The sequence below is a fragment of the Bacillus cereus group sp. BfR-BA-01316 genome, assembly GCF_022664195.1.
GTDB lineage: Bacteria > Bacillota > Bacilli > Bacillales > Bacillaceae_G > Bacillus_A.
Genome location: NZ_JAKUGX010000154.1, coordinates 1 through 213 on the forward strand (window position 1 = coordinate 1; position 213 = coordinate 213).

Below are 213 nucleotides of genomic sequence, written 5' to 3' on the forward strand. Positions count from 1 at the left end.
TTCGGCATCGTATGCCGCTAAATCTTTGAATTCATACTTCCAACCTTTTTCCGCTGTTACTTCTTGCGTTGCGATTACTTGGCCATTTTGTAGTAAGTCTACTTTAATCATATTCGGACGATCTTTCGCATTATCATCCTTCCACGTTTTCGTTCCTTCTACTTTTGTTTGACCAACCTTTGTATTCGTAATGTCATAACCTTTTACTTCTGT

1 protein-coding gene is annotated in these 213 nt (G+C 38.0%); it reads right to left on the minus strand.

Annotation, left to right across the window (positions count from 1 at the left end; genetic code table 11):
• Positions 1 to 213: Cna B-type domain-containing protein (locus tag MR071_RS25355; RefSeq protein ID WP_242238252.1), on the minus strand; the 213-nt coding region annotated here is incomplete at both ends.